This window comes from Nonomuraea sp. NPDC049129, from assembly GCF_040648495.1.
Classification (GTDB): Bacteria; Actinomycetota; Actinomycetes; order Streptosporangiales; family Streptosporangiaceae; genus Nonomuraea.
The window spans coordinates 256,727-282,147 of record NZ_JBEZDU010000014.1 but is presented as its reverse complement, the minus strand read 5'-3'; the positions used below and the strand labels follow the sequence as shown (position 1 = coordinate 282,147).

Annotated in this window: 21 protein-coding genes and 1 pseudogene; 9 read left to right on the top strand and 13 right to left on the bottom strand. The window is 67.0% G+C overall.

The genetic code is table 11. The annotated features are described in order from the left end of the window. Positions 1-3: 3 nt before the first annotated feature. The 7 genes from AB0B64_RS37275 to AB0B64_RS37245 all read right to left on the bottom strand — a co-directional run bounded on the left by AB0B64_RS37275 (position 4) and on the right by AB0B64_RS37245 (position 4,612). Positions 4-1,086, bottom strand: coding sequence for a hypothetical protein (locus tag AB0B64_RS37275; RefSeq protein WP_357953870.1), 1,083 nt, complete (start codon positions 1,084-1,086; stop codon positions 4-6). Positions 1,087-1,421: 335 nt separating this feature from the next. Further along, entirely contained in the window at positions 1,422-2,066 is a 645-nt protein-coding gene (locus tag AB0B64_RS37270; RefSeq protein ID WP_358183485.1) for a hypothetical protein, read from the bottom strand. A 197-nt stretch (positions 2,067-2,263) separates the two neighbouring features. Then, positions 2,264-2,395 (bottom strand): hypothetical protein, encoded by a 132-nt coding sequence (locus AB0B64_RS37265; RefSeq protein WP_357953864.1) that lies wholly within the window; start codon positions 2,393-2,395, stop codon positions 2,264-2,266. 220 nt (positions 2,396-2,615) lie between these two features. Further along, positions 2,616-3,233, bottom strand: a complete 618-nt coding sequence (locus AB0B64_RS37260) for a response regulator transcription factor (protein WP_357953862.1) — start codon at positions 3,231-3,233, stop codon at positions 2,616-2,618. After that, complete coding sequence (locus tag AB0B64_RS37255) at positions 3,230-3,601, bottom strand: hypothetical protein (protein WP_358183482.1); 372 nt, start codon at positions 3,599-3,601, stop codon at positions 3,230-3,232. Before AB0B64_RS37255 ends, AB0B64_RS37260 begins: the two co-directional genes overlap by 4 nt. 5 nt (positions 3,602-3,606) lie before the next feature. After that, positions 3,607-4,263, bottom strand: coding sequence for a histidine kinase (locus AB0B64_RS37250; protein WP_357953858.1), 657 nt, complete (start codon positions 4,261-4,263; stop codon positions 3,607-3,609). 103 nt (positions 4,264-4,366) lie between these two features. Continuing rightward, positions 4,367-4,612 carry a hypothetical protein gene (locus tag AB0B64_RS37245; RefSeq protein ID WP_357953856.1) on the bottom strand — a complete coding sequence of 82 codons (246 nt, stop codon included), beginning with the start codon at positions 4,610-4,612 and terminating at the stop codon, positions 4,367-4,369. A gap of 65 nt (positions 4,613-4,677) precedes the next feature. Here AB0B64_RS37245 and AB0B64_RS37240 point away from each other — a divergent pair, with 65 nt between their 5' ends. Together AB0B64_RS37240 and AB0B64_RS37235 are read left to right on the top strand one after the other, a co-directional pair. Next, positions 4,678-5,013: a hypothetical protein gene (locus AB0B64_RS37240; RefSeq protein ID WP_358183479.1), complete on the top strand. Its 336-nt coding sequence runs from the start codon at positions 4,678-4,680 to the stop codon at positions 5,011-5,013. A gap of 90 nt (positions 5,014-5,103) precedes the next feature. Further along, positions 5,104-5,367, top strand: a complete 264-nt coding sequence (locus AB0B64_RS37235; protein ID WP_357953852.1) for a hypothetical protein — start codon at positions 5,104-5,106, stop codon at positions 5,365-5,367. 228 nt (positions 5,368-5,595) lie between these two features. On the opposite strand, the gene AB0B64_RS37230 is transcribed toward AB0B64_RS37235, so the two are convergent. Next, positions 5,596-5,817: a hypothetical protein gene (locus AB0B64_RS37230; protein WP_357953850.1), complete on the bottom strand. Its 222-nt coding sequence runs from the start codon at positions 5,815-5,817 to the stop codon at positions 5,596-5,598. Here AB0B64_RS37230 and AB0B64_RS37225 point away from each other — a divergent pair. Further along, on the top strand, positions 5,807-6,184 hold the full coding sequence (locus AB0B64_RS37225; RefSeq protein ID WP_358183476.1) for a hypothetical protein: 378 nt from the start codon (positions 5,807-5,809) through the stop codon (positions 6,182-6,184). The two genes, AB0B64_RS37230 and AB0B64_RS37225, sit on opposite strands and share 11 nt — an antisense overlap. A 421-nt stretch (positions 6,185-6,605) precedes the next feature. Then, positions 6,606-9,002 carry a DUF4132 domain-containing protein gene (locus AB0B64_RS37220; RefSeq protein ID WP_358183473.1) on the top strand — a complete coding sequence of 799 codons (2,397 nt, stop codon included), beginning with the start codon at positions 6,606-6,608 and terminating at the stop codon, positions 9,000-9,002. A 414-nt stretch (positions 9,003-9,416) separates the two neighbouring features. Here AB0B64_RS37220 and AB0B64_RS37215 read toward each other — a convergent pair whose 3' ends face one another. The 3 genes from AB0B64_RS37215 to AB0B64_RS37205 form a co-directional block, all read right to left on the bottom strand. After that, a complete protein-coding gene (locus AB0B64_RS37215; protein ID WP_357953844.1) occupies positions 9,417-9,554 on the bottom strand; it encodes a hypothetical protein in 138 nt (45 codons plus the stop codon). Between the two features lie 1,383 nt (positions 9,555-10,937). Then, positions 10,938-15,572 (bottom strand): hypothetical protein, encoded by a 4,635-nt coding sequence (locus tag AB0B64_RS37210; protein WP_358183470.1) that lies wholly within the window; start codon positions 15,570-15,572, stop codon positions 10,938-10,940. A gap of 548 nt (positions 15,573-16,120) precedes the next feature. Continuing rightward, the gene (locus AB0B64_RS37205) at positions 16,121-17,236 is read right to left on the bottom strand and encodes a hypothetical protein (protein WP_358183467.1); all 1,116 of its coding nucleotides are present in this window, start codon (positions 17,234-17,236) and stop codon (positions 16,121-16,123) included. Between the two features lie 201 nt (positions 17,237-17,437). Here AB0B64_RS37205 and AB0B64_RS37200 point away from each other — a divergent pair, with 201 nt between their 5' ends. After that, the gene (locus tag AB0B64_RS37200) at positions 17,438-18,343 is read left to right on the top strand and encodes a bile acid:sodium symporter family protein (RefSeq protein ID WP_357953951.1); all 906 of its coding nucleotides are present in this window, start codon (positions 17,438-17,440) and stop codon (positions 18,341-18,343) included. Positions 18,344-18,411: 68 nt separating this feature from the next. Beyond that, complete coding sequence (locus AB0B64_RS37195) at positions 18,412-21,648, top strand: BTAD domain-containing putative transcriptional regulator (protein ID WP_358183464.1); 3,237 nt, start codon at positions 18,412-18,414, stop codon at positions 21,646-21,648. Here the strand turns inward: AB0B64_RS37195 and AB0B64_RS37190 are convergent. Then, positions 21,588-21,830: a 2TM domain-containing protein gene (locus AB0B64_RS37190; RefSeq protein WP_358183461.1), complete on the bottom strand. Its 243-nt coding sequence runs from the start codon at positions 21,828-21,830 to the stop codon at positions 21,588-21,590. The two genes, AB0B64_RS37195 and AB0B64_RS37190, sit on opposite strands and share 61 nt — an antisense overlap. Before the next feature lie 147 nt (positions 21,831-21,977). Here AB0B64_RS37190 and AB0B64_RS37185 point away from each other — a divergent pair, with 147 nt between their 5' ends. From AB0B64_RS37185 to AB0B64_RS37175, 3 genes are all read left to right on the top strand, one after another. Beyond that, on the top strand, positions 21,978-22,775 hold the full coding sequence (locus AB0B64_RS37185) for an alpha/beta hydrolase (RefSeq protein ID WP_358183458.1): 798 nt from the start codon (positions 21,978-21,980) through the stop codon (positions 22,773-22,775). 92 nt (positions 22,776-22,867) lie between these two features. Beyond that, positions 22,868-24,490 carry an FAD-dependent oxidoreductase gene (locus AB0B64_RS37180; protein ID WP_358183455.1) on the top strand — a complete coding sequence of 541 codons (1,623 nt, stop codon included), beginning with the start codon at positions 22,868-22,870 and terminating at the stop codon, positions 24,488-24,490. Positions 24,491-24,564: 74 nt separating this feature from the next. Next, entirely contained in the window at positions 24,565-25,074 is a 510-nt protein-coding gene (locus tag AB0B64_RS37175) for a DUF4188 domain-containing protein (protein ID WP_357953830.1), read from the top strand. Positions 25,075-25,119: 45 nt separating this feature from the next. Here the strand turns inward: AB0B64_RS37175 and AB0B64_RS37170 are convergent. Beyond that, positions 25,120-25,323: pseudogene (locus tag AB0B64_RS37170) on the bottom strand (glycosyltransferase family 39 protein); the annotation flags it as partial. Positions 25,324-25,421: the final 98 nt, after the last annotated feature.

The window sequence follows — 25,421 nt, the reverse complement described above, 5'->3', positions numbered from 1 at the left end:
GTCTCAGATACGCAGTCCCGCGCCGAGCTCCGCGATGTCTCCCCGCTCAGCCGGATCGGGGGAAAACGCGCGGTCGAGGGCGCGGGCGAAGCGCTCCGGGACGGCGGGGTTCAGCACCGCCGCCGAGACCAGCGGTACGGGCGGGCGTCCGGTTACCGTCACGTGGATCAGCTCGGCCAGACGGCGGACGTCCTCGGCGGGCTCGGTGGGATGGAGGAACGCATCGCCGGCGTCGCGGAGAAAGAGCGCTCCACTTCGGTCAGCCATGATCGAATCAGGTTCGAGGGAGCCATGGGCGAGGCCTTTGGCGTGCAGGGAAGCCAGCCCTGCGCAGAGTCCGGCGGTTCCGGCGGCCAGGACCCGCACGGCCTCGGACTCGCGGCCTCGGCCGGCGTAGAAGTGGGCCAGGGTGGTGAACGAGGGGACCGCGGTGACCAGCATCGCCGTCTCCGCGGTCATGGACGCCGCGACGGGCGGCGGCAGGCCGGGGAGTGCTTCGGTGAGCAGGCCGGCCTCGGCGGCCAGAGCGGCGCGGCATTCCAGGGTCTCGGAATTGGGCCACCTGGCGTTAATCCTGCGGATCCAGACGTGACGGCCGTCCGGCGCGAAAGCGAACGCCCGAGACATGATCGCTCTGCCGTCCGCGGACCTCTCCTCCTCAGGATCGCCCGCGATCCGGTAGGCGACGGCCCCGATCTCTACGATCTTGCCGAGGCCTGTCGGCTCTTCGTCAAGCGGCTTGTCCGGCTCCGGCCGTGCCCGTTCGACGACCACCCACCCCTCATGCTCGGCCTTGATGGCGCGCAGATGCTCATCCGGCCACAGGCCCGGCTCTTTGTCGATGGTCCGGTGGCAGCTCGGGCACAGCAACATGAGGTTGCCGAGGCCATCGACTTCCGCCGGCCTGGCTGCCTCCCGGCGAGGCCCGTCCGGGGAGTTCGGCGCGATATGACCCATCTCGCCGATGTGGTGGGTGCCGCCCTCGATGTCCAAAGATCTGCGGCATATGGTGCACCGTCTGTCGGTCGCGTCGAAGAGCGCTCGTCGGATCTCGTTGGGGATGTGCTTGCGCTGAGTTTGCGCCACCCGAGGATGCTAGCGACTGCCGCTCCCAGACGACGGCTGTCCGCAAAAGTGCGTCGCCTCCGAGCATCCAACTCGCGCCGCGAAGATCATTGAATTGCGTACGGGTTGGAGCACGAGCCGAGCACTGCGACCGTCATCCATGAATGGCGCCAGCATGCCTGGAGCGCGGGGATCCATGCCGAAAGCCGCGATGCAATGATCGAATAGGTTGTCAGCCGTGCTCCATACGTGCTCGCTCGCACCAATCCTGCACACTCCATGATCCATTTGCCACCTCCGACTGCTGCGGGAAGAGCAGCGGCCCCTGCGCCTGCCGAAAATTCCATCCATGCAGGTCAAGCCGCTTGTGAGTGCTCATGGAGGACGCCGCCGAGCCGGTCTCGTCGGCGGATATTCAGGTCGATGATTCGCTCTGGATCCGTGATCGGATCGGGTACGGTGCGCAGCGGGGCCGCTTGGTTCAGAGCTTCGTGGGTGTCGGTGCTGTGTTCGTATTCGCGCAGGGCGTGCCGCAGGTGGTGTTCGTTCCAGATGAGGCAGCGGTCGAGCAGTTCGTGGCGGCAGGACCGCACCCACCGCTCCATGATGGAGTTCATCCGCGGCATCCGGATACCGGTGGGCACCGCCTTGATGCCGGCTTCGGCGAGGATCTCGTTCATGAGCGCCGGGAACTTCCCATCCCGATCTCGGAGCAGAAAGCGCGCCCGGCAACCCGCATCGTCCAGATCCATGACCAGATTCCTGACCGCTTGAATGACCCAGCTCGCGCTCGGGTGAGCGGTGGTGCCGAGCACGCGGACACGTCTGGTGGTGTGCTCGATGCCCGCCAGGATGTACTGGCGTTGCCCGCTGAGAGTGACGGTCTCGATGAAATCACCGGCCAGCATGGCGTCGGCCTGCGAGCGCAGGAAGTCGGCCCACGTGGTGGACGCCCGCTCGGGCGCCGGATCAAGACCTGCCTGCTTGAGGATCTCCCACACTGTGGACGGTGCCACCCTTTTCGGCCGGCAGATACGGGCATGGTGCCGTCGCATCAGGTAGCGGTGCCATCGCAGGACGGTGTCCGGCCGGACGAGGTGCCACAGCCAGCGCAGAACCTCGCGCGGCAGCGACGTCAGGAGCGCGGCAAGAAGGCTCGGTCCTCGGGCGCGAATCTCACTCTGGTGTCGGCGCCGAGTTAGCGTTCAAGGACGGCGATCTGGTGACGCAGGATGAGAATCTCCACGTCCTTGTCCCGGTTGCTCATGGGGAGCAACCGCAGCGCGGCGAATGCGTTCGTGACGATCAGGTAGGCCAAGCGAAGGAGCACAGCGGATCATCCTGCCGTACGTGCTTCAGTCTCTCGGGCGACCGGAGCTCGCGTACGCTACGCGAGGCCCTCGCAGAGTCATGACCTGGGCGGATGTAATTATCGGCAGGCGCAGAGCCCAGGGCCTCCGGCCATATCCGCCCTCGCGGTGCTCAGCAGCCCGGGGCGTCACGAGGCCGAGCGAGTCGCTGCGCAAGCGAGATCACGCCCCAAGGGGGCGTCACAGCCAGCCGCGGTCGCGAGCGGCCCTCGCGGCGTCGTGCCGGGTTGCGGCACTCGTCTTCTGCATCGCGCTCGAGAGATAGTTGCGCACGGTGCCGGGCGCGAGATGCAGCCGCCGTGCGATGTCCTTGACCGAGTAGCCTTCGCGCGTCTCACGGAGGGCGTCGGCCTCGCGATCGGTGAGCGGGGAGTCGTCGACGACGGATGCCTCGAGCACATCGTGCGCGATCCAACGCCGCCCGGTGTGCAGTGTGCGGATGACCTCTGCGATGTCTTCCGGGTCGGCTCCTTTGCTCATGAAGCCCAACACCCCGAGCTTGAGTGCGCGTCGCAGGACACCAGGACGCGCGTGCCGGGTGAGCATCAGCACGCGCTGCTCGGGTCGCTCCGCCCTGATCGCAGCGACCGCCTCGAGGCCGTCCATCCCGGGCATCTCGAGGTCGATGACCAGCACATCGGGTCGGTGTCGCAGCGTCACGGTCACGGCGTCGGCGCCGTTCTCGGCCTGCGCCACGACCTCGATGGTCCCGTCGAGCGGGAGCAGCGCCGAAAGCGCCGCACGCAGCAGATGCTCGTCGTCGGCCAGGACGATCCGGATCGGATCGGCGTTCGTCATCGCGCATCCTCCTTCGCGCGGTCGGCGGGAACCGGATCGATCCGCGCGGCGACGACGAACCTGCCCGGTGGCCACTCGATCCGCAACGTGCCACCGGCGCTCTCCACGCGCTCGCGCAGGCGCGCGAGCCCCCGCAGCGGAGAGCCGGCAGCGTCGATCACACCGTCGTTGGACACCTCCACCGCGCCTGGCGACGCCGTGATCGTGACGATCGTGGGGCGCGCATGGCGAAGCAGATTGGTCGTGGCTTCGCGCAGCACGTGCGCCAGCAGAGGATGCGCAGAGGTGCCGGTCCCGTCATCGAGCCGTGCCTCGACGGCGATGCCTGCGGCCTCGCACAGTCGCTTGGCGTTCTCGAGCTCGGCCACCAGGTTCAGCTCGTAGCGCGCGTACGCCAGCGCCCGCGTCTCGGTGATGGTCTCGTCGGCGAGCCGAGACGGATCTCGCCGAGCTCCGTCTCGGCTCGGTCGGGGTCGGCGCGCACCATGCGGTGGGCGAGCGCGGCTTTGAGTTTGATCACGTGCAGCGAATGGCCCTGGATGTCGTGCAGGTCGCCGGCGAAGCGCATCCGCTCGTGCGCGACAGCGAGCTCGGCCTCCGTCTCCTTCGCACGCTCGAGGCGCCGCACGACCAGCCAGGCCTGCTCGCTGACGAGGATCACCCCGGCGATGAAGAGCGTTCCGACGACTGGGGTGACGAGGTACGCCGCGGCGAGTTCCCAGGTGGCCGGGTGGAAGAAGAACGAGCTCGCGCCAATCGCCGCGACACCCAGCGCGAAGGCTACGATCCACAGCTTCCAACCCTTCGTCCGGGCGAGCAGGAGCGCACCCACCAGCGACACCGGGACGAAGCTGATGGGGTTGGACGTGGTCAGGGCGCCGATGATCCACGCCGCCATGGTGATCATGAGTGCGAGGAGCGCCTGCCGGGGATACCCGTCCAGGCTCCATTCGCGCAGCACGCCGAGGGTGAACAGGAAACTGACCGCCATGGTCAGCCCCTCCCACCAGGACGTCGCCGTGAGCACCACGCCGAGGACGCTCAGCGGCGCGATCGCGGCGACGCGGTGACCATCACCACCCGACGCATCCGTGTATCGGTCGGGGCGTCGTCCTGCGCGTGGTCGTCGATGGTCAGATCCGCTTCTCCGCTTCCCGTCGCTTGATCGCGCGGCCGACGAAGGGCTTCACGATCAGCGCCGCGACGAGGAGGCCGAGCGCCACATAGTGTAGAGCCCCATTGCAGGTGAAGAACCCCGTGATGCTCTCAGGAAGCGTCGTGAAGAGGCCGAAGTCGAAGTAGTACAGCCCGATGTAGGCGAGGAAGACGGTCGCGGACAGGAGGATGACCGCGGTGAGCACCAGGTCGAAGATCTTCATAGTCCCTCCACGATCGCGTCCGTGGCCGGCCGGGGTAGTGACGTGGTGTCACATCATCCGGTGACATGCCGCCACTGCACGCGCGGCGGACGCTGGGATGCGATGGGGGCATGGCATCCCAGTCGGCTCCTATCGAGCACCCCGCACACAAACCGTTCTGGCGCCGACCCTTCCGGGTGATCCGCGAGAACATGCGCGCCTATATCGTCATCAACGCGGCCGCCTACGGCCTCGCCATCATCGGGTTCGTGATCGGACTCGTCTTCCCCGACCTCAGCGCGGCACGGTCTGCGTCCCTGGAGGAGGACGGCACCGGTGAGCTGGTGCGCTGGCTGGTGAACACCCGCCGCTTTTCGCGCTCACGATCCTCGGGGTCAACCTCTTCCGGCTCAGTGCGCTGACCATCGTGCTTCCGTCACTCATCGTGCCCTTCGCGGGGCTCGCGTTCTTCGGCTACTGGTCGGTCGAGACCGGCATCCCCCCAGGGGTGGGTGGCACTCATCCCCCACTCGCTGACCCTCGTCGTCGAGTTCCAGGCGTACGTGCTTCTTCTGCTCGGCGCGTACCTCCTGGGCCGGTACTGGCTGTTCCCCCGCACCATCGGCGCGCAGAACCGACGCCAGGGCTATGTCCGAGGCCTGCAGCGGATCGGCCTGCTGGCGCTGCCGGCACTCGCGCTGCTCATCGTCGGCGCGGTGTGGGAGGCGTACTCACTGCGGTACTTCGTACACCCGCTCAGTCAACTGCTGCTGTGATCCCACCGGCAGACCGGGTGCTCACAGGCCGCCCGCGCACGCCGGTGGCCCTCAGAGGAGTCGCCATATCGGTCACGGCCTGGTTCTCCCAGGGCGTGCCGTGACCGGACCCGGTGTCCGCGACCTTGATCGCGGACACCGGGTCTGACCGGGCGGGGCTCCGCCGTTGGCTGTCCGTACATCACCGGCACTGGTGCATGGTGACGAGCAGGGCGTGGTGCAACACCTTCACTGCCGGAGACCGGTGCGCGAGGACTCTTCGACTCGGGCGATCAGGCGGCTGTTGTAGACGGCGTGGTCGAATCCGGGGCTGTGGTGGGTCCCGTTCGTGATGTCGCGCACCAGGCTGGCATACACCTCGCCCACGTTGCTGGACGCGCCCTTCCAGATCTCGGCGGCGGTTGGGCCGATACCGGTGGGGACGGGGCTGTCGGGCGCGGTGAAGTCCACGCTCGACCACCCCGCGGGCGTTCAGATGATCCGGGACTTCCCGGACGGAAATCGTGCCAGTGTCCACCAGCTTCACCTGCGGCCAGAGGAGTTCCGCGCGCGCATCAATTTCGGAGATGTCACCGAGAACCGCTTCGATGACATCCAGAACGTGGCCCGCCGCGAGCCGGCCCTGCAGGCCGATCGCCGTGTGGAGCGAGCAGGCCGCGTCAGCCATCTCTTCCGTCTGCGCAACGGTCGCGCCCAGCGGAGACTCCGAATAGACGGCCTTGTTCGCCGCGAGGACCGCGAGGACACTGCAGGGCGCGCTTCTCCACCAGCGGAAACTCCAGCGTGGCGGCGCCATGTCGCAGATCGTGCAGCCTGAGCTGGTGGAGCTGGATCCGTCCCAAAGGTGGGGTGAGGTAGAGCCGGATGCGCTGGCGCTGCCCGTCCTGGCGCGTACCTGCACTGCGATGCCAGCTGCCGTTATCTGTTGCCGGCCTTCGCAGGCCAGGGCTGCCGGTCGGTGAGCAAGCCGTACTGGAAGGACTCACCCGGACACTCCGCGAAACTGCCAAGCGCGCATTGGTCAGCTCCACGAGTGAGGCTAAATGTCGGTGCCCGTTGATAACTATGGCCCATCACGTTGACCGACCGACGACGATGGAGCCCCCCCATGGCCACGGCCACCTTCAGAGACGAGAGCGCTACCCGCAGGTGCTCAGCCGAGATCCCCCTTCCCGCTCGGCCCGACGTGAGCCCGGCGCGCGAGCTCGTCCGCCTCGTGCCGCGGACCGGAGGCTGACATGGGCGTCCTCGACAATTTTCCCAAGTCCCAGGGCTACCTGCTCAACTACCGCATCGAGGGGCTGCCGCGTGAGCTGTTCGCTTTGTACGACGCGGGCGGGCGGCCTGGCGCCGACGAGGCCGGACGGAGGGCGTTCGGGATGTGGGCGCAACTGCGGCTCAGCCTGGGTGACAAGGGCGGCCGCGAGTACCCCGAGGAGGTGCTCCAGCTGGTGCGTGAGGTGGCCGATGGCGACATTTCCTGGACGTTCGAGGACACGCGCCTCCTGTGGGAGATCGCCGACGCGCTGTCGAGTTGCGGTCACACCGGCCACGCCGAGCTGTACCGGATTCCGCTGGCCGCCATCGCGACGCTCGGATACCCCGAGCGCCGTCAGATCCTTGATGACGTGCCGCCGTGGCACCCGGCCCACCGCAGCCCGGGCCGGGCGGCGTTACGCAAGGACCTGGAGCGCGTCCTGACCGAACCCCCGGAGCACGGGCCAGCCGGGGTCGTGCGCAGCCTGGTCTGGGACGGCGACCCCATCGCCCGTGCCATGGCAGGAAAGTACGCCGTCCGGCTGACCGACCCCGCCGTGCTGCCGCTGCTGAAACACTGGCGCAAGGCCAAGGCCAACAGGCCCAGCGAGCCCTGGCTCGCCAAGGTCCGCACGCTGCTCACCGACGACGGGGTGGCGGTGCTGCGCGAGATCCTCTCCCGCGTGGCCACCCACCGCGAGAGCCGCGAGCCCGGCGGCAGGGTCTTCCTCGCTCGCCGCACGGCCCTCCCGCTGCGCGGCATGCTGTGGACCTGCGAGGTGATCGACGCGCCCTGGGTGTCCACGCTGCTCGGCGACGTCGCCACGAACTGCGGCATCGGGCGCAACGGCACCGGGGGCGCCGCCGTCTGCCGTAACGAGAGACTGGCCAACGCCGCACTGAACGTGCTGGCCAAGCGGGGCGGCCTCGACAGGGTGGGCGTACTCGCGCGCGTGCGAGCCAGGCTGCGCAGACCGGCCCTGCTGGCGAAGGCGTCCGATGCCCTCGACGCGGTGGCCGTACAAGAGGGGCTGAGCCACGAACAGCTCGTCGACCGGACGGTCCCGGCCTTCGGGCTCGGCCCCGACGGGGTCCGGGAGGAGCAGGCCGGCGACTGCGTCGTCCGGCTTGACGTCGACGGGCCGGTGCTGCGGTTCGTCAACGCGTCCGGGCGCGTCGTCAAGTCGGCGCCCCAGTCCATCCGCGAGGATCCAGTGCTCGCCGATCTCAAGGCCACGCTGAAAGACCTCAAACGCACGCAGGCCGCTGAGCGGCTACGCCTGGAGCAGATGCTCATCGTCGAACGCGAGCTGTCCTGGCAGGAGGTCGAGCAGTACTTCTTCGACCATCCGGTCACCGGCCCCTACACCCGCGCCCTCATCTGGCGGCTCCCCGACGGGTTCGCCGGGCTGCCGGCCAGGGATGGCGGCGGCTGGGCACTGGCCGGCGTGAGCGGCGAATCCGTGCGTCCGGGCGCCGACACGCCCGTCCGGTTGTGGCACCCGATCCTGGAGAGCGCCGAGGGGGTGCGCGGCTGGCGCGACCACCTGCTGGAGCGGGGGATCAGGCAGCCGTTCAAGCAGGCGTTCCGCGAGGTCTACCTGCTCACCCCTGCTGAGGAGCGCACCCGTACCCACTCCGACCGTTTCAAGGGTCACTTCGTGCGCTACGGGCAGGCCAAGGCACTGCTGGAGCAGCGCGGCTGGAGCAAGCTGTCGATCGGTCACTGGGACTACGAGTGCGGCGGCGACATAGGGGCGGCCGTCAAGACGCTCGCCGGCTGGCAGGCGACCTGGGGCATGCGGGTCGCCTCCGACCCCGCGCAGGATGACTGGGGCACGGCCTCCTGCGCCGCCACCGACGCGATTCGGTTCCGCCACGCGGATCGTCCCGGCGACGCGCCGCTCACCGAAGTGCCGCCGCTGGTGTTGTCGGAACTGCTGCGCGACGCCGACCTCGCCGTGGGGGTCGGGTCCTTGGGGCTCGACCAGCAGGCGGCGGCCGGGCACGACGGCTACTGGCAGTCGTACGGGTTCGGCGAGCTGAGCGAGACCGCTCGCACGCGGCGTGACGCGCTGGCCCGGTTGCTGCCCCGGCTGAAGATCGCCGACCGGGTGGAGCTGACCGACCGGTTCCTGCGTGTGCGGGGGCAACTGCGCACCTACCGGATTCATCTGGGGTCGGGCAACATCCTGATGGAGCCGAACGACGCCTACCTGTGCATCGTCCCGGGCCGCGACCGCTCCGCCTCATCGGTGTTCCTGCCGTTCGAGGAGGACGGCGGAATGTTGTCGGTCATCTTGTCGAAGGCGTTCCTGCTGGCGGACGACACCAGGATCAGCGATCCCAGCATCACCCGCCAGCTCGTCCCTACCTAGGCTCGATGCCTTCGAGGGTGAAGGCGCGGTTCCAGTCGCGCACACATTTCGGCCCGAAGCCCTCCGTGGTGTTCAGCGAAGTGGTGCGGACGTCGAACGTGCCCGTGGCCGGGTCGAAGCCGAACGAGTCGGCGTCGTCCCCCTTGGCGTTGAAGGAGCCGAAAGCCGGGGTTGAACGTCTTGACGTTCAACCCGCTGGCGCCGGTGGTGTAGGCGAAGCCGCCGGTGTCGATGCTGACCGAACGCGTCAGCACGCTGTTCACCGGCACGTAGACCGAGTTCGGATTCTGCCAGATCTCGGCGGCGTCGTTGCAGTCCGTGGTGCCGACGGCGGTACAGGCGCGCCCTGCGCGTCGGACGGGACGTACCACTCGCGGATGTGCCGTCGGCATCCCGGTCGCCCCACCAGGAACGTCAGGGCCCGAGCACCGCAGCCAGGGCCTCCCTGTTCACCCCCACCACGATCAGTACAACCACGATGATGACGGTCCGCAGAAAGCGTCCCCAAGGCTCGGGGATGGAGGCCGTGCCGCTGAGTCGAACGGTAATCACGTTCGGTCCTTTCGCCGATTTTTCTTGTGAATTCAGCGCCAACCTGCCAAACGTCCGCAGCGAGCTGGGCTGATAATGCCAAATTGTAAGTTGGCCACTGCAGGGCTGGCAGGTCCGGCTGTCACGACTTGTAAGATCATCGGCGCATTGCCGCGCCGGGGATCTTGTCGTTACAGCCCATGAGATTACTCCATTATCGGCGCGCTTGGAGGCCATTCGCCCAGTCTTTGTCCATCCGTTCGGAATTTGTAGAAACTGGGCTCTGACCTGCGATTATGTGATAAATATTCAATGGTACTACCTCGGTGAGCACGGTTAGCGGCCCCCGATAGATGGTCTCCCATCTAGAAGGTTGGAATACCCGTGGGATTCGGGGTATTCCGAAGAGGGATGATAACTACCCCGCGCTTTTATCGGTGCGGAAACGTCCGGTCGATTAACGTCTGAGTCCCCGGTCCAATTCGCGTAGGGCGAGGGCTGGGGAGTTGGTCTCATCAAACGGTGTGGTTGCGGGTGGCGCATCAAGCCTGGTTTGGTGGCGGATCGGCCACTGCGACCTCCAGTCGTATCCGCCGACAATCCGGAGCGCTCTGCGGGGTCGCGTTGCATCGCCAGATGTAAAGAATGAGGCGTAGACAGTTGCTCATGCTGTGTGTGTTGCCGTAAGTGTAATTGTGAAATGCCAGGTCAGAGGCGCTTTGTACGTGATGGGCCCCGCGTGAGGGTACTCGATCCACCTCGTGGAGACTCGGATCGGGGAGTAGTTTTGCCGATGCCGGAGTGGCGGAGTGGCCGCCCAGGAATCACCAGGTATTCAGCCAGGCTGAAGCCTCGCGTCACGTTGTGTTGCAATCCCTGATCATGCCTGCAATGACGGGTTTTCGGCTGATGGATCGCAGGTCGTTGAGGCCGGTCACGTCGCGGGCGGGCTGCGTTGCGATGTCCGGGGCGCTGTTCCGGGACTGGTGCGGCCGGCGCCCGTTATAGGGAGCAGGTATTCCTGGAGCACGTATGCCAGGTGGTGTTCGCTGACGATCAAGATGCGGTCTCGCAGTTACGCGAGTTGGTGTGCCTCGGACACCTTGTGTAGCCGGTGCCGCACCGCTGCTCGACCTCGGCATCCATCATCATCTGCGCCATCCGCACGACCATCTTGCACAGCACATCGGGCGAGGCCTGCGTCAAGGGCTCGCCGGACCACTCACCCTAAGCAGGCAAAAATGTCCATAGCGGCCACTTCTCGTTCTCCTTCGTTTGCCTTCGACAGCTGTGAAGGATCGCGGAGTGACCGCCCTCATGTCACATTGATCTTCCCTTAAGGGCACGAAGGTGACGAGTAGCTTCAAACAAGTACATCACTCCCGTGGATGCTAACTTGGGAGTTCAAGTCGATTCGTCCAACTCCGGGTCTCCTTCGGCAATGCGGGAGAGGGAGAGAACCTGTCCGTGGCGGCGAACTCCGGTGAGCCGTACCCCGGCGAGCGCTTCGGCTCCCAGTGTGCGCAGCGGGTCGGCGATGAGTCGAAATAGAGGTGCGCACTCCTGCCCGGTGTCCTCCAACCCGGAAACCACAACCAGGATGTACTTCTCCCGCTCCAGGATCGCCCGCTCGAACTCGTAATCGGTGAGCGTGACGGCGTCAGGTTCTATCCCAGAAGCTGATTTGATCTCGTAGTAGACCTGGTCGGAGTCACGGGCGTCGGCTCCAACTCGTCGGGTAGCCCGTAGATCCTCAACAGTCAGCCCCTTGCCTTCCAGGTACGACCTGAGCAGGTGGAAGGCCACTGTCTCGGTCTCACCTGTGGTGAAGCTCGGCGGAACCGCTGTGTAGTTGGGAGCATGTCCGCCGAAGCCGCGGCTGGGGGTCACTAGCGAGGGATTTCCCCCCTGACGGCTAAACGTGGAGTGTGGCGCGGTAGCCGCCTGCGGCTCGGCGGGACCAACGGGCTGGAAAGCGGCGGGATCGATCAATCGACGTTCAGGTGTGTCGTCTGGCGGCGTTGGCCGCGGAGGGGATGGGAATGGGACACCGGACGTCTCTGGAACCGTCTCCATGGTGTTTGCGGACGACTCCTGAAGTGGAGTAACCAGTTCAGGCTCCGTCTCGGGGACCGTTTGGGCTGCAGCGCGCTCGATGCGTTGCGCATGTTGCTCGGCGGCCCGCGACGCCTGTTCGAGCCGCCCGGGCTGGTCCGTCGTCGGCAGAAGTGGGAGCGCTCGAGACGTGGTGTCGTCGGTGACGTCCTGCCAGGCCCCGACCCATGTCGCGGCGATGTTGTAACTCTCCATGGAGAACAACGCGGCGATCGCGGCTCCAACCCCCTTAACGCGGGCGAGCTCGTGTTCGCCGCGTACGTAGAGGATCGGGGATTCGCCGTTGAGGAACGCTGACACGGGCAGCGCCGGAGACATCTGCCCATTCGCCAGGCTGACCTGGATGGCCAGATCGGGGGCGACATAGACCTCGGCTGTCTCGAGCCATTCCCAGCTCACTTCCGGGGCGGGCGGTGGGATAGCCCGGCGTGTCAGTTGGTCGCGGAGGTGCTTGACCGAGAGCTGAAAGAGTCGGGTCTCCGTTGGGGCACTCCACCCATTCCGCACGGAGGCCTCGACCACGACCATGTCGCTCGCTTCCCGCTCGTGCACATGAGCCTGGTGTAGCAGCTCTCGGAACTGGTCGAGACCGATCCCAGGTTGCCAGGTGGGCACGTGCCGGCCCAGCTCTCGGGCGATCCCCTCGTGGGACACCGCGTAGACCGGGCGGCGGGTCGTCCAACTGCTGGTCGTCCGCAGCGGCAGCCTTCGCAGGCTCTTCGCCAGCTCAGGTGAGATCTGTTGGGTCTGGGCCAGGTCGCGCTCCAGCAGCCGTAGACACTCCAGGTGAATTCGTTCGTTCGCTGGCGTGGCAGGCTTCTTGGAGATGGTGCGGAGGATGCGGATAGCGTCGTGGACGGACGGCTGCGGGATCCTCAATGCCTCCCACAGCTCGTCGCATCCGCCGGCCTCCAGGACACAGGGAAGCTGGTCGCCGAAGATCTGCGCTCCTCGACGGACGACTGTGGGACGCCGCCACCCATGCTGGGTGAGTACCAGCTCTCCCGAGACGCTGAGAGCGTTCCTGATGATTTTGACTATCTCCGGTTCGGTGGTTCTGCCGTAGGCGAATGACGAGTTGCTCGTCCTCCGCGCCACCGCGACCACCTCGGCCAGTGCCCGATAGACCAGCAGCGCTTGAGCGGCCGTTTCCTCGGGCACGGGTCCCTGGCCCGTCCCGTTCTGCTCGCGCAGGAACCGCAACCGCTCGATCAGCTTGGGTGTTTCGGCCTTCCCTTGTATCCCCAGTTCAGCGGCGACTTCTGGGCGGGGGAGCATGTTGAGCTCGGGGTGGAGGTATTCCTCGCGTTCCTCACCGAGAACCGCAACATTGCTGGGACTACGCAGGGCGAGGTCCATCGGTCGACAGGGGTCTTCTCGGCAGTTGTCGAGCCAGGCGATGGTGCGAGCTTCCCAGACCCAGAAAGCGGCGACAGCGCCGTCCCGCTGCCAGCCGTTATAGGCATGAGCGACATCGACCTCCCATGGGCTTCGTCGGTCCCAGGACTGCCTGAGAGCGCTTTCTTGGTTCCAGAGCTGGTTGAGGAGTTGCAGGGCCGCGGCAGCGCGACGGCGGCGCCGCGCACTATGTTGTTCGTCCGCAATGTCCGACAGCACACGCTGCAGATCTGGCGAGTGCCGATCGCTGAGCGTGTAGAGAGTCAATCCAGGCTTAAGGTTGCTAATAGCCTTCGCCCTGATGTCGCAGGCTGGGCTGCCTGGGATGTATGCGTTCGCGTAAGTTCGAGCGTCCTTGTATGAGGGACCTCTAGTGGAGGCCAGGGGCAGGAGCCGTGGTGCAGTTTCGGCGCCGAGACTGCGGAGGAACTGGGTGGCGCTCATGCTTTGACGTGGCGTCTCCGACCGGAGGAGTTGCACGTAGCGGGCGTCGATCCAAGCCAACTCCGGTGTGGCAGCCGCAGCGACGGAGAATGCGTTCCGGTCGTACGCGCTGGGCAGATACGCCTTGTGGGGCGTGACAAACACCTCGCTGGTTGCCCCCTCCGGATCGTGGACCTGGGCGCGCAGGGCGATGGCGCGGCCAACATCGGGGGCGAGTTTGTCCCAGTCCGCCGCGGACATGTTGGGAAGCGCACTCCACAAGGCATGGAGTTGCTCATCCGTGACTTGTTGCGGTGCTCGCCCGGTCTGCCTGCCGAGCGCGGCCAGGCGGCGGACTGCCTCCACCGCGGCACCGGTGTCGATTACGGTGCTGACCTCGCGTAGCCAAGACAGCACCTTCCTGGCGTCCCCGGAATCAGCGTTTAATGCCTCATGGAGCCGGACCGACCAGCCGAAGGCATCGGCCAACGGTGCCGGGCACAGCGTGAGAACCGTGCCGTCATTCGCGGACGGAGGGCGAAGCCGGTTATCGTCCGCATCGACGACACAGGGCAGCCGTAGAAGGTGATCTCCGAGTTTCGCGGTCAGGCCGAGCGCGGTCAGCGCGATCACGAACTCGACCGGCCGAGAGGTCTCCTCGAGTAACGGAAGCGCATCAGCGACTTCCACGTCGGGAGAGTATCCCCATTCGTCCTCAATGACGGTGCGCCAGCGACCGCTTGGGTCTCGCGCTTCCAAGGGGAGCATCGCCGCGCGGTCGGCCAGCGCGGCGGTCTCAGCCGGGGTCAGGAGACCTGCCCGCTCCAGTGCACGGGATTCGAGGGCGCTTTCCAAAAGGGAAAGCCGCCCAGCTTCACGGGTGTCGAACGTGACCTTGCCTGGAAGGTCGTCGCGAGAGCGTACGAGCAGGTCCTCCTCGAGTGCATGAACTGCGGCTGCTGTGCTCCTCTCCTCTTCGTCCTTACGCGGAACAAGGGCCCATGTCGCAGCGGGAGCATCGTGGAATCGGTCGGCTACTGCGGCGACCCACATCTCTCCAATCATGGGAACCAAGGCAGCGTTCCAGGGTGTATCGGCCAGGTCCTGCCGGGCACTCACCGGATCGAATGGGGCGCTGACCCTCACGGGGTGGCGGAAGGCGAGAAGAGGGAGCCCCGCATAGAGCATCCCGGCTTCTTCGTGCCCGTCCGCGAGAGCAACTGTGATCGGGACGGTCTCCCCTTTGGCCTTGCCCTGCCGTTCAACGGCGGGCGACGGCGGGGCGCCGTGGTAGAGAATCCAAGTCCGTCCGTCGGGGGCCTGGGCGCGTTTGCGCTCCACCGGGCGTTCTTCACCCGACAGAGCCGCTTGGATGGGCGGGAGGGACTGCAACGCCAGATGGAGGACCGCCACCTGCATGTATTCCTGGTCCAGAACCACTATCCGAGAGACGCTCCGGAGGAAGAGCAGCGCCGAATGATCCCAGCGACGTACCCAGGCGAGGATTTCGTCACCAGTGGCGACATCGTCGGGGAGCGGGATGTGGAAGAAAGTCCACCTGTCATCTCCCATCGCCTCGGGAAAGTCCTGGGGAGGCATCGCCGCGATGCTGAACCCGTCGAGGCAGGCGTGATAGGGGCTGGAGTGCACTTCGCGTATGGAAGAAATGGCCTCCAAGGTCATCAGCCCGATGCCGAACTTGCCAGTCTGATCCGCGTTTGCCGTCTTGGTGCTGCGCCAGGGCGCGACCATCGCCAGCAGATCCGCAAGCCTGACCGGTCGCCCGTTGTGTGAGACGGTCAGACCGTCCGATCCTCGGTAGATCCGGATTTCCGTAGCCCGAACGTCATCGGCGTTCTGGATCATCTCCGAGAGAAACTGAAGCCGGTCGTTGGACAGGTTGGCAGCCCCTAACCGACTGCGGTCAGCCATCTCGTGCGTGATGTTGTCTGCGTTGCGAATGTGCTCGCCAAGGAAGTCGACAGCCCAGGCGGCGGCCTCGCTGTCCTCCGGCAGATACCTTTCGCCGGCAGCGTCCAGATCGTAGACGGCACGTGCGGCCGCCCGGGCGCGATGAAGTTTCGAGTTCTGGTTAGGGTGCACGTGCCTTCCCGCTGAGTCGAGGAGAAGAGGCTTGCGCCTACGACCCAATCGCAGGGCTGATGGTGACCATAGCGTCCATCACTGACATTTCTGGGCCAGGCGGCCCGACGACCGCCGCCACCTGGCAACCGCACAGGAGAGGCTAGGCGGAGCGGCACTCTCGTGCGGCTCCGCGATCTGCCCGGCCGATCAGATGTCCTGCAAGAGCCCGGCGTCGATGATCATGTGAGGCGAGTACCAGAGGCCCTTGTCCGGGCCGCGGAGTTTGGTGATGCCCTTGGGCCCACAGGCGGTTGGGGGCGACCAGTTCGGGGACGGCCCGTGGCGGGTGGGTGGCCTGTCGGCGTCGATCGGCGAGCGGTTTAGCGATCTCTTACATACCAGGTGAGAGCCACTACACGAGTATTGGCACGGCACAGGATAATTTCGGCAGGGGCAATGTCGGTCATGTGAGCTGCCTTGATCGGTACTGCTGGTGGCCGCGCGGGCGGGAGGCCACGACGTACTTAGCGTTCTGGGTTCGCGACTGGTAGACGTTCTCGGTGGAGTCAGCCCCGCATCCGCTCGACCATGAGCACCCGGTCTGCCTCCGCCTCGGTCGCGGCGCGGACTTCCACGAAATCGTTCTCGTGGCGCAGGATGGTGACGATCCCGGTCAACAGCGTGAGCCTGCGGATGCGGTCACGGGTGATGACCTGCCGGTCGACCGAGAACACCTCGGCATGGGCGTTGTCGTCCTTGCCCCACGTCCAGGCGCGTCCGCTGACTCCGGGAGCGGGCCTGAGCAGCACGGTGCGGACACTGGAGGGCTCCAGCCGGTAGGTGGGCGCGTTGTGCGGGTTCAGCTGCCTTCCGATGCGCATGCTCATCTGCAGTTGGACGGCGTATCGATCGAGCTCTGACTGTGGCCAGGATTCGATGTTTGTGGGCAGGTTGCCGAGCATGTCCTTGCGCAGATCGCCCAGCGTCTCCTCGATGCGCTGCCAGGCGTCGACCGTCTCGTGAGGGATGAGGTGATGGCCTCTGACCTCGTCGCGACGGACACGCTTGGGTCGGGTAGGAGGGGAAGGCCGGAAGGGCACCCTGACCGGAGGCTCGGGCGCAGCAGAAAGATGCAGTGCGGGCCACTGCGCCGACTGGGAAAGGGTGGAGTCGGCGGTCAGGGGGAGGACGTCACGCATCCTTTGGGGATCCCATCCGGTCGCCTCCGTTTCCGTGCGTAGAACCGGTTCGGCGGCATCGGCCAGCGGCCAGAAGCGCAGCAGCCACGCCTCCTCGACGGCCTCGGTCACGCTCGCGTCGTAGTCGGCCGGTTGAGTGCGTACGGGCCCGGTGTAGGCGCGCAGGCCGTAGGCGAAGAACGGCGGGCCCAGCAGTAGGGCGTGTCCCGATGGGCTGTCCATGAGACCGCAGAGATGCGCCGCTCCGCCCGGGCTGAGGTAGACGACTTGCCCGGCATCGTTCCAGGGCCCGCCGGGTTCGAGGGGCTCAGCGTCCCATGCCTCCATCCGCACACGCGCCATACGCGCTCGAGTTTGGCTCTGGATCCCGAGTTGCCCGAGCGCGTTCCCGCCGGGCTCGGCCAGCAATGAACCGACCTCGGCCTGCTCCTCGGGCTCCCGGCTGAGCCCGGATCCGTCATGAAGGTCGAAGCGGCCGTACAAGATTGGCACATCGTCCTCGACATCTCGAAGCAGCCCGGCCATTTCGCCCCTCCGAAGTCGATCACGTGCTGGTGGATCGAGACCCTAGCGGCCCAGGGCGACAATCTGCGGCTTGTCCTGGTCTTTTGCATGATCGGCCTGGAACAACGACAAGCCTTTGGTCCCTACCAGGAATTGTCAGTATGCCCGAGAATGTCCGCCATGGGCTCTCCATTGATCTTGGCCAGTCTGCCTTCTGCCATCGGCATCGTCATGCTCGGCCTGGGCCTCAGCCTGACCGTGGACGACTTCTGGCGGGTGGGTCAATATCCGAAGGCGGTCGCGGTCGCGTTGCTGTGCCAAATCGTGCTGCTGCCGGCGATCTGCTTCGGCCTGGTGCTCGCCTTCGGGCTTCCGCCGGAACTGGCAGTCGGGATGTTGCTGGTCGCGGCGTCGCCCGGTGGCCCCACGGCCAATCTGTTCAGCCACCTGTTCGGCGGGAACGTCGCGCTGAATGTCACGCTCACCGCGATCAACTCGGTGCTGGCCGTGATCGCCCTGCCGATCGTGGTGAACCTCTCGGCCGGGTATTTCTTGACCGACTCCGGCGGGGCCGCCCTCGGGCTGCAGTTCGACAAGATGTCGCAGGTCTTCGCGATGGTGCTCGTACCGGTCGCGGTCGGGATGCTCCTGCGCGCGTGGGCGCCTGAGGTGGCGCGGCGGCTCAACCTCCCCGTTCGGGTGCTGTCGGTCGTGGTCCTGGTCGGGGTCATCTACGCCGTGTTGTACGCGGAGCGGGCGAACCTCGTCGACTATTTCGTCTCGGTCGGGTTGGCCGCGTTGGCTTTCAACATCGTGAGCCTGTTGATCGGCTACGGTGTGCCGCGCCTGGCGGGCGTCGATCACCGCGCGGCGACCGCGGCCGGGTTTGAGATCGGCATCCACAACACCGGGCTCGCCATCACGGTCGCGCTGAGCCCGACGCTGCTGAACAGTGCCGAGATGGCGATCCCGGGCGCGGTGTACGGCATTGTCATGTTCTTCACGGCGACCGCGTTCGGCTGGTTGATCAGCCGCCGAGCTCGAAGGTCGGTCGGCCCTTCTGCGGCCAATCCCGGGCCCATATAATCGGTGCACGCTGCGGTGCGAAACGGGTCGTAAGCTGACAAATTTGTCATGTCCATCCGGGAGTCGACGTGACCGGGCCAGCCCATCCCGTTCGGCACGACGGTGAAGGTCCGCCGACCGGTGCTGGTTCGCTGCGACTGCAGATCCTCGGTTCGTTGCGGCTGTGGCGCGATGGCGCCGAACTGGACACCGGCCCCCGACAGCAGGCGCAGCTGCTGGCTCTGCTCCTGGCGCGCGTGGGCCATCCGGTCAGTACGAGAGAATTGATCGACCTGATGTGGGCCGATGACGCCCCCGCCAGCGCGCTCAATCTCATCCAGAAGTACATCGGGGCGTTGCGGCGGGTGCTCGAGCCCGCGGTCCCCGCCCGGGCAGCCGGTACGTACCTGCACCGCCGCGGCAACGCGTACGTGTTCAGCGCCGGCTCCGGCACGCTGGATCTCGTCACGTTCCGGGAACTCCTCAACGGCGCCCAGGCCGCCCACGCCCAGCAAGCTCGCGAAGTGGCGCTCGACGACTACGTCAAGGCGCTCGGCCTCTGGCGTGGCCCCGCGGGGGATGGATTGTCCTATGGATCGACCGCGATGCCGATCTTCGCCGCCCTCGACGACGAGTTCTACGCCGCCTGCGTGGCAGCGGCCGAACTGGCGGTGTCGTTACGCCGACCGGAGCGGGTGATCCCGCCGTTGCAGCTGGCCGCGTCGATGGCACCGTTTCACGAACCCGTACATGCCGGCCTCGTCACCACCCTCGGCGCCGCTGGGCGGCAGGCGGAGGCGCTGTCAGCGTTCCACGCGGTCCGTGACCGCCTCGCCGAGGAACTCGGCATCGACCCCGGTTCGGCGTTGCAGGCCGCGCACCTGCGCGTGCTGACGCAGAGTCCGACGTCGCCGGTGGTGACGAGCACGGAGAGCGAGGGCGACCGCGCACCGGCGAGGCAGCCGGCCGGCCTGGTCGGCCGGGACGAGGAACTCGGCGTGCTGCGGCATGCCATCGAGGCGGCGCTCACCGGCCGCACCGGGCTCGTCATCGTCGAGGGCGAACCGGGCTCGGGTAAGACGCGCCTGCTGGAAGAGGCCGCCGCCGGCGCGGACCGGCGTGGCGCGCTCGTCGTCAGGGCTTCCTGTTTGGAAGGCGACGGAACACCGTCGATGTGGCCATGGGAGCAGGCGCTCGCCGTCGTCCTCGACAGCCTGCCCGTGTTGGCGCGCGAGAAGTGGCTGGCCAGTGAACTCGGGCGCCTCCTCGAATCTCGAGACGATGACGCCGGGCCGCCGGTTTCGGGCGGCCGCGCCCAGTTCCGCCTGTACGAGCAGGTCGTCACCTTCATCGGCCAGGCCTCGGCACAACGGCCGATGCTGCTCGTGATGGATGATCTTCAATGGATCGATGCCACCTCGCTCCAGTTGTTCAGCCATCTGGCGGCCCGGCTACCCACCGGCACCGCGATCATCTGCGCCCTTCGCGACCGCGCACCCACACCCGGCCCCGACCTTTCGCGGGCACTGGCCGCCGCCAGCCGGTTGCCCAGCCACCGCAGGATCCAACTCGGCCCGCTCAGCCTGACCGACGTGGCCGAACTCATCCGCCGCGAGACCGGCCACGAACCCGGCGCGGACATCGCCCGCAACATCCACGTTCGCACCGCCGGCAATCCTTTCTTCGTCCGCGAACTCTCGCGGCTCCTCAGCGATAGCGGCGCGCTCAGCGATCGTGGCGCGCTCAGCGGCGACGACGCATCGGCCCGGGCCGGGGTGCCGTCCACCGTACGAGACGTCGTCCGCGATCGGATGGCGAGCCTCGACGACGGCGCCCGCCACCTGCTGCGCGTCGCCGCGCTGATCGGCCGCGAGGTCGATCTCGGTCTCCTCGCCCGCGCCGCCGGTGCCGACGTCGTCGACTGCCTCGAACGCCTCGAACCGCTGCGCGCGCTCGGCCTGCTCGAAACGGGGCCGGAGAACCCGTTCTCGTGGCGCTTCGCGCACGACCTGGTTCGCGAATCGATCATGGAGACAACGGAACAACTGCGGGCCGTCCGGCTGCACCTGCGTGTCGCGGACGCGCTCGAAGAAAGCCAGGCGGAGGACGAGTCCATCACCGAACGCCTCGCCTTCCACCTGTCGGCCGCCGGCCCCCTCGCCGACCCGGTTCGTACCGTGGAAGCGCTGAAACGCGCCGGTCGTCGCGCGGCGACCAAGCTCGCGTTCGCCGCCGCCGATCGGCACCTGGAATCGGCCGCCCAGATCGCGCGGACCGCCAAGCTTCCCGAACTCGAGCTCTCCGCCCTCTCGCTGCTCGCGATCGCCCCGCGCCGGCAAGCCGGGTTCGGCGGCACGACGTTCGATCTGCTGGAGCGTGCGGAGCACCTGGCCCGCCAACTCGGCCGGGATGTGGACGCCGCCGGCCTCCTCTTCGCTCGCCTGTTCGGGGCCTACACCTTCCTGGAGTGGGACCGCGTTCGGCTGGTCCGCCGGCTGTACGAGCAAGGGGAGGCGTCCGCCGATCCAGTCATCCGTGTGTACGGCCGGCAAGCCTGGGGCCTGCACCAGTGGGACATCGGCGACATCGGCGCGGCATACCGATGCCTCAGCGAGAACAACCCCGCCCTGCTCGACGGGGTCGTCTCCGCGCACAGCGAGACCCCGATCCGGCGTGACGTCTCGGGTGAGTGGCCCGGCTGGCACGCCGTCGTGACGGCATTACATGGTGACGTCGGGACGGCGGAGACCATCATCGACAAGTGGAACGGCCCCGACGACTCGTACGCGGTCGCGACCTGGGCCTACTACACCACGATCATCGCTTCGATGGCCGGTGACGCGGGCTGGGTGATGCGCACGATCGAGCGGTGGATGGCCGTGGGCACCGGCCGCGCGGCCATCCAGCAGGAGCACTACATACGGCTGAACTGGTACTGGGCCCGTGCCCTCGTCGGCGATGACCCGGCCGTCATCGCGGCGGAGGCCGACCAGCTCCTGGCCGGGACGATGGTCGACCCGCCGCGGTGGGGCGTCGCCTACCATCACGCGCTGATCGCCGAGATGTGGCTGGCCGCGGGGATGCCGGACGAGGCGGGCATCGCCCTCGATCGAGCGGACCAGGCCCTCGACGCCTACGGTCAACGCTACGCCGAAGGACTTGTCCTGCTGCTGCGGGCGCGCCTGCTCCACGCCCGCGGCGAGCCCGCGGACGTCGTACGAGCCGCTGCGGAAAAGGCCCGCGACCGGTCCCATGAACGCGGGTCTCACCTGTTCGCCCGCCGTGCCGAGAAGTTCCTTGCGGTATTCGGCCGGGGCGGCGAGTAGACGCTCCAGGTGTGAAAGCCCAGCCCGATGCCCCAAACGACTATCGACCACACCGGCCAGAAGTGGCTTCTCGAGTCGTAGCGAGACCACACCACGACCTGGGCCAGATTGGACAGGACATAAAGAGCCAGGTGAATCCGTAGACCCCACTTCCTGGCCGTCTCGCTCTTCTGTGTGTTCATGCCCGCAGGCTAGATCGACGTACTTGTCAAAGACTGAGGCGTACTTCCCGAAGACTGACCTACCGGGTTCAGCGATCGTCAACTATTCGAGATCTACTCTGACCTGCAATCGAGGTGCCAATCGCAAACCTTTGAAAGGACCACGCTATGACGACGACCCGCCGAGCGGTGCTGGCCGGATCCGCCGCGGTCGCGACCGGTGCCCTGCTGGGGACATCCGAGGCGCAGGCGCAGCCCCGGCCGGGAGCCAAGCCCAAACCCACCGTGGTGCTCGTGCACGGCGCGTTCGCCGATTCCTCCGGCTGGAACGACGTCAGCGCCAGGCTCATCCGCGAGAACTATCCGGTGATCGCCCCGGCGAACCCGCTGCGTAGCGTGGCCGCCGACTCCGCCTACTTGGCCTCCCTTCTCGCCACGCTCAGCGGCCCGATCGTCCTGGCCGCGCACTCATATGGCGGAATCGTCATCACGAACGCCGCGACTGCTAACCCGAACGTGAAAGCGCTGGTCTACGTGGCCGCGTTCGCCCCTGACGAGGGTGAATCGCTGCTGGATCTGCAGAACAAGTATCCGGGAAGCAAGCTCAATGAGGCGGCGCTGGACTTCCGTCCTTATGGTGATGGGCTCGTCGAGGGATACATCAAGAAAGAGGTATTCCACGACGTCTTCGCCAGGGACGTGCCGAGGGCGACCACCAACCTGATGCAGGCCGGCCAGCGGCCCGCTGACACGCGCACGCTCGGAGAGCCGTCCGGCGCCCCGGCGTGGAAGACCATTCCCTCCTATTACCTGATCGCCAGGAACGATCAAGTGCTCCCCGTCGCGGCCCAGCGGTTCATGGCGCGGCGGGCCGGGTCACGGGTCCACGAGGTCGGCGCCTCGCACGTCGCGATGATCTCGCAGCCCTCCATGGCCGCCGACCTCATCAAGAGCGCCGCGCGCTGACGTCTCAAGGGGACGGCGACGTTCGAGCCGGCGGCCGGTCCCAGTGATGTGGCGTGTCCTACTGTTCCGGCCCGGTACGACGGAGGAACTACATGAACGACGGTACGGCGCGGCGCGGGCCGGTCCTGAACGACGAGCAGTTCCGCCGGCTCGCCGCGTACGGGGAGGTGGAACACGCCGAGGCCGGTCGGGATCTGTACGTGTCCGGCGACGACTCCTATGACTTCTTCCTGCTCCTGACGGCGACCGTGGACATCGTCCGGGACGCGACGGCGATCGAGCCGGAACGTCTGATCTTCCACGGTGGCCCCGGCGACTTTCTCGGCGAGCTCAACCTGCTGACCGGTCAGCACGTCTACCTGACCGCTCGGGTGGTGTCCGCCGGGACAATCGTGCGGATCGGGGCGGCGAAGCTGCGCCGGGCCCTCGCCGAACAGGATGACATCGCCGACCTCGTGCTGGCGGCGTTCCGGGAACGGCGCGAGGTCATCCGCTCGGCCGCCGGCGACGTCCTGGAGATCGTCGGTCAGCCGGAAACCGCGGCGACTTTGGAACTGCGCACCTACGCGACGCAGCTGCTCCTGCCCCACACCTGGCGCAGCGCGACCTCGCACCCAGGACGTTCGCTGATGACAGCGGCCGGGCTCACGGCAGACGACCTTCCGGCGGCGATCGTCGGTGGTTCGGTGCTGCGGCGCGCGACGTCAAGAACGCTCGCGGAGCTGCTCGGCCTCATCTACCGGGCCGACGAATATCCGGTCGATCTCGTCGTGGTGGGCGCCGGCCCGGCGGGGCTGGCCGCCGCCGTGTACGGGGCGTCCGAAGGCCTCGTCACCGTGCTGCTGGATCGAAGCGGGCTCGGCGGCCAGGCCGCCAAGAGCGCCCGGATCGAGAACTACCTGGGCTTTCCTCACGGTGTCAGCGGTGCGAACCTGACCCGCCTGGCGATGATTCAGGCACTCAAGTTCGGTGTACGGATCCACTCGCCGTGCGCGGTGACCGGTCTCGATCTCTCCGACGATCGACGGCCGACCGTCCTGCTGGAGGACGGCGTACGCATTCCGTGCCGCGCGGTGATCGCGGCGACCGGAGCCCATTACCGTCGTCTCGACATTCCCCAGTGGGCGAGGTTCGAGAAGTCCGGCTGCATCCGGTATGCGGCGACCGAGCTGGACGTCCGCGAGTACGAGCATCACCCGGTGGCGGTCGTCGGGGGCGCCAACTCGGCCGGGCAGGCAGCCCTGTCCCTCGCCGCCCACGGCGCGACGGTGGATTTGATCGTGCGCGGCGCCGATCTCGAGGCTGGGATGTCTGCCTACCTGACCGACCGAGTCCGTGCCCATTCGCGGATCCGCACCCACACTGATAGCACGGTCCGCGAACTGGCCGGAGATGGCACCCTCACGTCGATTGTCGTCGAGAGGCCGGGCGAGCGGCCGGAACGGCTGGCTTGTCACGCGTTGTTCTGCTTCATCGGAGCCGACCCCGTGTCGGGCTGGCTGTCCGGCGTCGCCAAGGCCGACGACGGCTTCGTCCTCACGGACAGTCGGCTTCCCACCGGCTCGTCCGGCCCGCGGCTTCCGTTCCAGACGAGCGCTCCCCGGGTCTTCGCGGTCGGCGACCTCCGCTCGGGCTCGACGAAACGAGTGGCCACGGCCGTCGGCGACGGCGCGAGCGCGGTCTCCTCCGTACACGTGGCGCTCACCGGCGACTGACATGTCCATCGCCCGTCCTGACCTCCATTGAACCGACCAGCCCATGCGCGACCTGCGCCCTTAAGGAGCATCAAATGCCAACCCGCGTGAACCGGCAGACCGTCGATCTGTCCGCCTATCCAGACCTCATCGTCCTTTACCTCGGCATGCGAGTGAATCGCCTGTACGGGATCCGGACCTTCTTCAGCTTCGGCCGGAAGATCAGCGGGTCGGTCGCGGGCAAGCCGGACGGGCTGCTGCTGCACGAGCCCGTGTACTACTCGTTCTTCCCGATGAACATGGGGATGCGCCAGTACTGGCGGGACCTGCCGTCGCTGCTCGCCTTCGCCCGGTCCGAGCCGCATCGGGAGTGGTGGCTGGACTTCCTGCGGGACTCGGGCGGCACCGGTTTCTGGCACGAGACGTACTCGGTCAGGGGTGGCATGGAGGCCGTCTATGACGACGTTCCCAAGCCGCTCGGGTTTGGCCGGTTCGCCGGAATCAGGCGCGCTCGTGGACCCATGTTCGGTTCCGCGGCCCGGTTGGGACGCTCCGACGACGGCGGCAACCCGGTCCTGAGCGAGACGGAGCTCTACGAGTCCTAGCCGGCGAACTGTGTCCGGGCCCACCAGCGCCAGGGCGCTCACCAGCGCGTACTGGCGAGCTTCCTGAGCGTAACAACTCACCACCGGCAACAGCGCGTAGATCAAACCGGCGAACAGCCCTGTCGCGGATGAAGCCACCCGACGGCCGAGCGCCGCGAGAACGGCTGTTCCTACAGCGGTGGCGACCGCGGACGGAAACCGCATCGCGGTCTCGCCCGTGCCCGCGAGTGCGGAGACCATGTGGAGCATCACGTAATAGAGGCCATGCGCCAGGTCCATGTGGCGTAGAACTGTGGGCAAGTCTGTCAGGGGACGGCTGGCGATCGACACCGCTACGGCCTCATCGG